At 66.7% G+C, this 7670-nt stretch carries 5 protein-coding genes; all 5 read left to right on the top strand.

Annotated features, from left to right (window positions below; genetic code table 11):
* Window positions 1-5 precede the first annotated feature (5 nt).
* The 5 genes from rnpA to ACM0PK_RS18350 all read left to right on the top strand — a co-directional run bounded on the left by rnpA (window position 6) and on the right by ACM0PK_RS18350 (window position 7600).
* Window positions 6-500: a ribonuclease P protein component gene (rnpA, locus tag ACM0PK_RS18330; protein ID WP_072168770.1), complete on the top strand. Its 495-nt coding sequence runs from the start codon at window positions 6-8 to the stop codon at window positions 498-500.
* Window positions 500-2215 carry a membrane protein insertase YidC gene (gene yidC / locus ACM0PK_RS18335; RefSeq protein WP_072168769.1) on the top strand — a complete coding sequence of 572 codons (1716 nt, stop codon included), beginning with the start codon at window positions 500-502 and terminating at the stop codon, window positions 2213-2215. The genes rnpA and yidC overlap by 1 nt, the downstream gene beginning before the upstream one ends.
* Before the next feature lie 115 nt (window positions 2216-2330).
* Window positions 2331-5003, top strand: coding sequence for a polysaccharide deacetylase family protein (locus tag ACM0PK_RS18340; RefSeq protein WP_414606780.1), 2673 nt, complete (start codon window positions 2331-2333; stop codon window positions 5001-5003).
* Between the two features lie 3 nt (window positions 5004-5006).
* Complete coding sequence (gene mnmE / locus ACM0PK_RS18345; protein WP_134971194.1) at window positions 5007-6356, top strand: tRNA uridine-5-carboxymethylaminomethyl(34) synthesis GTPase MnmE; 1350 nt, start codon at window positions 5007-5009, stop codon at window positions 6354-6356.
* A gap of 137 nt (window positions 6357-6493) precedes the next feature.
* On the top strand, window positions 6494-7600 hold the full coding sequence (locus ACM0PK_RS18350) for a glycerophosphodiester phosphodiesterase (RefSeq protein ID WP_134971192.1): 1107 nt from the start codon (window positions 6494-6496) through the stop codon (window positions 7598-7600).
* The last annotated feature ends 70 nt before the right edge of the window (window positions 7601-7670 follow it).

The following is a 7670-nucleotide window of genomic DNA, read 5'->3' on the forward strand; positions in this document are numbered from 1 at the left end:
TTGCCATGCCGCACCCTGCGGCAGACGCAATCCCTTCGACAGTGAATACTGCAGACCCGCGCAAGCGATTCCCTCGCTCTGCGCGGGTTCGCACGCGTGCCGAATACTCAACGGTCTTCAACGGCGCCCGCCGTGTGTCCGATCCGCTGATGACCCTGCACTGGCTGCCGGCTGACCGGCCGGCCAGGCTGGGTCTGGCGGTTTCCCGCAAGGTCGATCCGAACGCCGTTGGGCGTAACCGGATCAAGCGCGTCCTGCGCGACATCCTGCGTCAGACACGTACCGATATCCAGCCAGGCGACTTCGTCGTCGTGGCCCGTAGTGCTGCGCGTTCCGCCAGCAACGACGAGATCCGCCAGGCCTTCCTGCGCCTGCTGCGTCGCCTGCGTGCATTGCCCGCGCCGGGCGTGGACGGCACAATGCCGCCGCCTGATGGCATCGCAACTCCTTCTTTGACCGAGCCGGCATCGCGTCCCGGCCCCGCCGAGCCTGTCCGCTGATGAACCAGACCCGCGTATTCCTCATTTTTGCCTGGCTGATGGTGGCCGTGCTGCTGTGGATGGAATGGAGCCGTGAAAAGGCTGCTCCGACCCCGCCACCGACGACCACGTCGGCCCCGGCTGCCGCACAGAGTGTTCCGGGCGCTGCCTCGGGCAGCATTCCCAGTGCACAGGTCCCGGGCGCCCCGGGCCAGGCCGCTGTGCAGGCGCAGGCCAGTGCCACCCCGGCCAGCCAGCGCGTGACCGTCACCACCGACGTGCTGCGCCTGGTGCTTGATGGTGGCCGCGTGCTCGACGCCGAGCTGCTGCAGTTCCCGCAGACCAAGGACGAAGGCAGCCCGCCGGTTCGCCTGCTGACCGAAGACCCCGCGCATCCGTACAGCGCGATCAGTGGCTGGGCCAGCGAAGACAAGAACACCCCGGTTCCCGGCGCCGACGGCTTCAAGCTGGTCGGTGACACCAAGGACTTCGTGCTGGCCAAGGGCCAGAACGAGCTGCAGATCCCGTTCGTGTGGACCGCCGACAACGGCGTGACCATCAAGCGCACCCTGACCGTCTCGCGCAACGAGTATGCCGTGCGCTTCAAGGACGAAGTCAGCAATGCCGGCGCCGCGCCGTGGAACGGCTACGTCTACCGCACCCTGGACCGCACCCCGACCATCCTGTCGCGGAGCATGACCAACCCGGACTCCTTCAGCTTCAACGGTGCCACCTGGTACGACAACGACAAGAAGTACCAGCGTCGTGCGTTCAAGGACTACCTGGAAGACGGCACGCTCAACCAGAACATCACCGGCGGCTGGCTGGCGATGCTGCAGCACCACTTCTTCACCGCCTGGATCCCGCAGAAGGACCAGACCGCACACTACGTACTGTCGCAGGTGGCCGGTCGTGACCTGATCGAAGCGCGTGGCCCGGCCTTCACCGTGGCCCCGGGCCAGTCCACCAGCACCGAAGCCCGCCTGTGGGTCGGCCCGAAGTTGGTCAACCTGATTGCCAAGGAAGACGTGCCGGGCCTGGACCGCGTGGTCGACTACAGCCGCTTCTCGATGATGGCGGTGATCGGCCAGGGCCTGTTCTGGGTGCTGAACCAGGTGCACAAGCTGGTCGGCAACTGGGGCTGGGCGATCGTCGGCCTGGTGGTGCTGCTGAAGCTGGTGCTGTACCCGCTGTCGGCGACCCAGTACAAGAGCGGTGCCAAGATGCGTCGCTTCCAGCCGCGCATCGCGCAGCTGAAGGAACGCTATGGCGATGACCGCCAGAAGTTCCAGACCGCGATGATGGAGCTTTACAAGAAGGAAAAGATCAATCCGATGGGCGGCTGCCTGCCGATCCTCATCCAGATGCCGATCTTCTTCGCTCTGTACTGGGTGCTGGTGGAATCGGTCGAACTGCGCCAGGCGCCCTGGTTCGGCTGGATCCAGGACCTCACTGCACGCGACCCGTACTTCATCCTGCCGGTGATCAACGTGGCGGTGATGTGGTTCACCCAGAAGCTGACCCCGGCACCGGGCATGGACCCGATGCAGCAGAAGATGATGCAGTTCATGCCGCTGGTGTTCGGCGTCATGATGGCCTTCATGCCGTCCGGTCTGGTCCTGTACTGGGTGGTCAACGGCGGCCTGGGCCTGCTGCAGCAGTGGTGGATGACCAAGCGCCATGGCGGCGAGCCGGTCCCGGCCACCACCGCTCCGGCCCCGGTCAAAAAGAAGTAATCGGTAGAGCCGGCCGCTGGCCGGCTGACCCCAGCAAAAGCCCGCCGCAAGGCGGGCTTTTCGCATGCGGCGGTAGAATCGCCGGCACACCGTTCCTCCCACCTTCGAGTCCGCCATGCCGCGTGCGTCGTCGTTCCGCCTGTTCCTGCCCTCGCTGTTGTTGACCCTGGTTGTTGCCGGCTGCGGCGACAAGGACGCGAAGGCGCCGGCGACCACCGTCACCCAGGCGAGCGCGCAGGCTGCGGCCGCCGCCGATCCTGCCGCCGCGCCGTTGCTGGCCGCGCTGCAGAAGCAACTCGATGGCTACCGCCGGATCATCGTGCTGCTGGCCGACGAGGAGCAGCAGTCGACCGCCGACCGCGGCACCTCCACGCGTGTGGGCCAGCAGCTGTTCCATGATGGCCTGGAACAGCGCACGACCATCGCCGCGCAGTTCGACACCCTGCTGCGCGATTCCAGCCCGCAGCGCTTTGCCACCCTCGGCACGGTGCTGGACTACATCGAGTCTGCGCCCGAATTGTTCGACGCCGATCGCCTGGCCTTCCGTGAAGTGCTGCGTGACCTGCATGAGCGGGTCGGCACCGATTCCTCGCTGCCGGCGGTGAAGCTGCACCAGCGCATCGGTGAGGATCTGGAAGCGCTCGATGAGATCGAGCGCAACTACAACCAGGAACTGACCCGCATCTTCAGCCGCTTCGAGCGCACCCGCGCCATCGAACTGAAGCGCGAGAAGTGGGACGACTACATCGCCCACCTGCACAAGGACTACAGCCGTGAAGCGATCCTGCGCGACTACGGGGTGATCGAGCCGTATCCGATGTCGATGAAGGACAGCGACCGTGAGATCTTCGGCCGCGACCTGCCGGCCAAGACGGTGGTGCTGACCTTCGACGATGGCCCGCACAAGGCCTACACCGATGAAGTGGTGGCCATCCTCAAGCGCTACGACGTGCCGGGCGTGTTCTTCGAGGTGGGCCGCAACCTGGGCAAGGTCGAGGCCGATGGCAAGGTCAGGCTCGGCCCGATGGCGAAGATCAGCCGCAACCTGATGGAAGAAGGCTATGCGGTGGGCAACCACAGCCTGACCCACGCCCAGCTGTCGCGCACCACCGGCGACGCCCTGCGCCAGCAGGTGCTGGACACCGACACGCTGCTGAAGGATGTCGACAGCAAGCGCGCGCCGCTGTTCCGCTTCCCGTATGGTGCGCGCAATGCCGAAGGCCTGCAGCTGCTCAACGAGGCCGGACTGAAGTCGATCATGTGGAACATCGACTCGATGGACTGGGCCGACCCGGTGCCAGAGTCGATCGTGCAGCGCGTGCTGGACCAGGTGAACAAGGAACAGCGCGGCATCATCCTGTTCCACGATATCCACGATCGTGCAGTGAAGGCACTGCCGCAGATCCTCGACCGGCTGATCGCCGATGGCTACCAGTTCGCCGGCTGGAACGGCCGCGACTTCACTGTCGCCCGTGCGCGAAAGGGCGATACCGGTGCCGCGACCGTCACCACAGGCTACGAGAAGTCGTGGGCGATCGTGGTCGGCATCGACAACTACGCCAAGTGGCCGAAGCTGGAATACGCCAGCCATGACGCGCAGGCGGTGGCCGATACCCTCACCGGGCAGTTCGGCTTCCCGTCCTCGCAGGTGATCGTGCTGAAGAACGAGCAGGCCACGCGCAACAACATCCTGGCCGCGTTCCACGACCGCCTGGCCGATGACCGCACCGGGAAGAACGACCGCGTGTTCGTATTCTTCGCTGGCCATGGCGCGACCCGCCAGCTCGCCTCCGGGCGCGACCTCGGCTACATCATCCCGGTCGATTCGGATCCGAAGGAATTCGCCACCGACGCGATTGCGATGACCGACATCCAGAACATTGCAGAAAGCATGCAGGCCAAGCATGTGATGTTCGTGATGGATGCCTGCTACAGCGGCCTGGGCCTGACCCGTGGCGGCCCGTCGTCGTCGTCGTTCCTGCGCGAGAACGCGCGTCGCAGCGCGCGGCAGATGCTGACCGCCGGTGGTGCCGACCAGCAGGTGGCCGATGCCGGCCCGAACGGCCACTCGGTGTTCACCTGGGTGCTGCTGCAGGCGCTGGCTGGCAAGGGCGATCTCAACGGCGATGGCCTGATCACCGGTACCGAACTGGCCGCCTACGTGGCGCCGGCCGTCTCAGCCGTTTCGCACCAGACCCCGGCCTTCGGCAGCCTGCCGGGTTCGCAGGGCGGCGAGTTCGTGTTCCAGGTGCCGGACAGCCAGGAATTCCTCAATGCCGATACGCGCCAGCTGACCGCCGATGCGATCGCGCTGAACAACAAGGTGGATGCCGCCAGCGAGGCCAAGGGCAGCCAGGCACCGGTGACGGTGGCTGACCTGCAGGGCGGCAAGGCCAAGCTGGTAGTGCCCTCCGCCGGCCCGGCGTCCGACCGCCAGCGCGCGCAGCAGGCCAACGACCGCGGCCTGCAGCTGTACCGCGAGAAGCAGTACGACGAAGCGGTAGCCCAGTTCACCGAGGCACTGAAGCTGCGTCCGGACTTCGCCCAGGCCGCCAACAACCTCGGCTTCGTCTACTACCGCCAGCAGCGCTACGTCGAAGCGGCGCGCTGGCTGGAGAACACGCTGAAGATCGATCCGTCGCGTGCGGTGGCCTATCTCAACCTGGGCGATGCCTACTTCAACGCCGGCGACAAGGCCAAGGCGAAGCGGGCCTACACGACCTACCTGGCGCTGCAGCCGCAGGGCAGTGGTGCCGCGCAGGCACGCGCGCAGCTGGAGAAACTCTGAGCCATGAATGATGCAATCCGCACCGATACCATCGTGGCCATCGCCAGTGCCCCCGGCGCGGGCGGTGTCGGCCTGCTGCGCCTGTCCGGTCCGCGCGCAGCGGCCATCGCCAACGCGTTGGGTGCGCCTGCATTGCGCCCCCGCCATGCGCACTACGCACGCCTGCGCGACGCTGATGGCGAGGTCATCGACGATGGCATCGTGCTGTGGTTCCCGGCGCCGAACAGCTTCACAGGCGAAGAGGTGGTGGAACTGCAGGGGCACGGCAGCCCGGTCCTGCTGCAGCAACTGGTCGCGCGCTGCATTGCGCTCGGTGCGCGCCAGGCGCGGCCGGGTGAGTTCAGCGAACGCGCGTTCCTCAACGGCAAGCTCGACCTGGCCCAGGCCGAGGCCATCGCCGACCTGATCGCGGCCGGCGACAACCGCGCCGCACGCGCCGCGCGACGTTCGCTGGATGGTGTGTTCTCGCGGCGCATCGACGCCGTGGTCGAGCAGTTGGTGCTGCTGCGCATCCACGTGGAAGCAGCCATCGACTTCGCCGACGAACCGCTGGATACCCTCGGTGGCGCGCAGGTGCGGCGTGGCCTGGAACAGGCGCGCAGTGATCTCGCCCTGCTGCGCCGCGACGCCGAACGTGGCCGCCGCCTGCGCGATGGCCTGCATGCCGTGCTGATCGGTCCGCCGAATGCCGGCAAGAGCTCACTGCTGAACGCACTGGCCGGCAGCGAACGCGCCATCGTTACCGACATCGCCGGCACCACCCGCGACACGTTGCGCGAGACCATCCGCCTGGATGGCCTGGAGCTGACCTTGGTCGACACCGCGGGCCTGCGCGACGGCGGCGACGCCATCGAACGCGAAGGCATGCGCCGCGCCCACGTGGAAATCGAGCGCACCGACCTGGCGCTGATCGTGCTGGATGCGCGCGATCCGGCGGCCGGGCAGGCGGCGCTGGGTGATGCCGTGGCAGCGGTGCCGCACAAGATCTACATCCACAACAAGTCGGACCTGCTCGGTGTCCTGCCGGCGCTGGACGACCCGGACCGCGTGTTCGTTTCGGCCGCCACCGGCGCCGGGCTGGACGACCTGCATGCGCGCCTGCGTTCGATTGCCTCGGCCGGGGCAGGGGAGCAGGTGGATGGCGAGTTCTCCGCGCGCACGCGCCATGTGCATGCCATCGAGCGAGCGCAGGAACACGCGCAGCGCGCCGATGGCGAGCTGGCGCACGAGCACCTGGAGCTGGCCGCCGAGGAATTGCGGCTGGCGCATGATGCGCTGGGTGAGATCACCGGGCAGATGAGTGCCGATGATCTGCTGGGAAGGATCTTCTCCAGTTTCTGCATCGGCAAGTAACTGTAGAGCCGAGCCCGTGCTCGGCTGTTCTACCGGTCAGCCGAGCATGGGCTCGGCTCTACAGGTGCAGGCTTCCCCCACCTGTCATATTGCCGCCGCATACTGACGGCCATCACATACCGCTTGGGGAAGTCGCAGTGAAGTCGTGGGGTTGTGCGTTGCTGTTGTCGCTGGCCGTGGCACCATCGGTGGCCATGAGTGCTGAATCCTCCACCCCGGCCGCACCCAAGGTGTCGGTCTATGGTCATCGCGGCGCAAGCGCACTGCTGCCCGAGCACACCCTGGCGTCGTACGCGCAGGCGATCGCCGATGGCGCCGACTACATCGAACCGGACCTGGTGATGACCAGGGACGGGGTGATGGTGGCCCGCCACGAGAACGAGATCGGCGGCACCACCGACGTCGCCTCGCATCCGGAGTTCGCCAGCCGCCGCACGAGCAAGGTGATCGACGGTCAGAAGGTCGACGGCTGGTTCACCGAAGACTTCACCCTGGCCGAGCTGAAGACCCTGTACGCGCGTGAGCGCCTGCCGGAGCTGCGCAGTACTGCCTACGACGGCCAGTTCCGCATCGCCAGCCTGGACGAGATCCTGGCCTTCCTGGTGCAGCAGGCCGGGCGTGCCAACCGCGGCATCGGCCTGGTGCCGGAGATCAAGCACCCGACCTACTTCCAGTCCATCGGCCTGCCGATGGAAGACAAGCTGCTGGCCGCACTGCGTGGCAACGCGTACACCAATGTCGGGCCGGTCACGATCCAGTCGTTCGAGACCGCCAACCTGCGCTACCTGCGCGGCAGGATCGGCCGGGGCAGCAACATCCGGCTGCTGCAGCTGCTGTGGAAGGGCGATACCCAGCCGGCCGACATCGTCAAGGCCGGCGGCGCGCTGACCTATGCGCAGATGATGACCCCGGCCGGCCTGAAGGACATTGCCGGCTACGCCGATGGTATCGGCCCCGAGCTGCGTTCGATCATTCCACTGGATGCCAAGGGTGCGCTGGGCACGCCGACCTCGCTGGTACGTGATGCGCACGCCGCTGGCCTGATGGTGATTCCGTACACCTTCCGCCCGGAAAACCACTTCCAGCCCAGCAACCTGCGCAAGGGTGCCGACAGCGCGCGCAATGCCGAGGGATCGATTGCCGAGATGCGGGCTTACCTGGCGACGGGCATCGATGCGTTCTTCACCGATGACCCGGCGCTCGGCCGGCAGGCGGTGGATGGGATGGGCGCGGCGGGGAACTGATTCTCCTGGTAGTGCCGGCCGCTGGCCGGCAACCTCATGAACCTTCGTTGGCAATCCTTGCGTTGCCGGC

Origin of the sequence: Stenotrophomonas sp. FR010, from assembly GCF_047520755.2 — a bacterium.
GTDB classification, from domain to species: Bacteria; Pseudomonadota; Gammaproteobacteria; order Xanthomonadales; family Xanthomonadaceae; genus Stenotrophomonas; species Stenotrophomonas sepilia.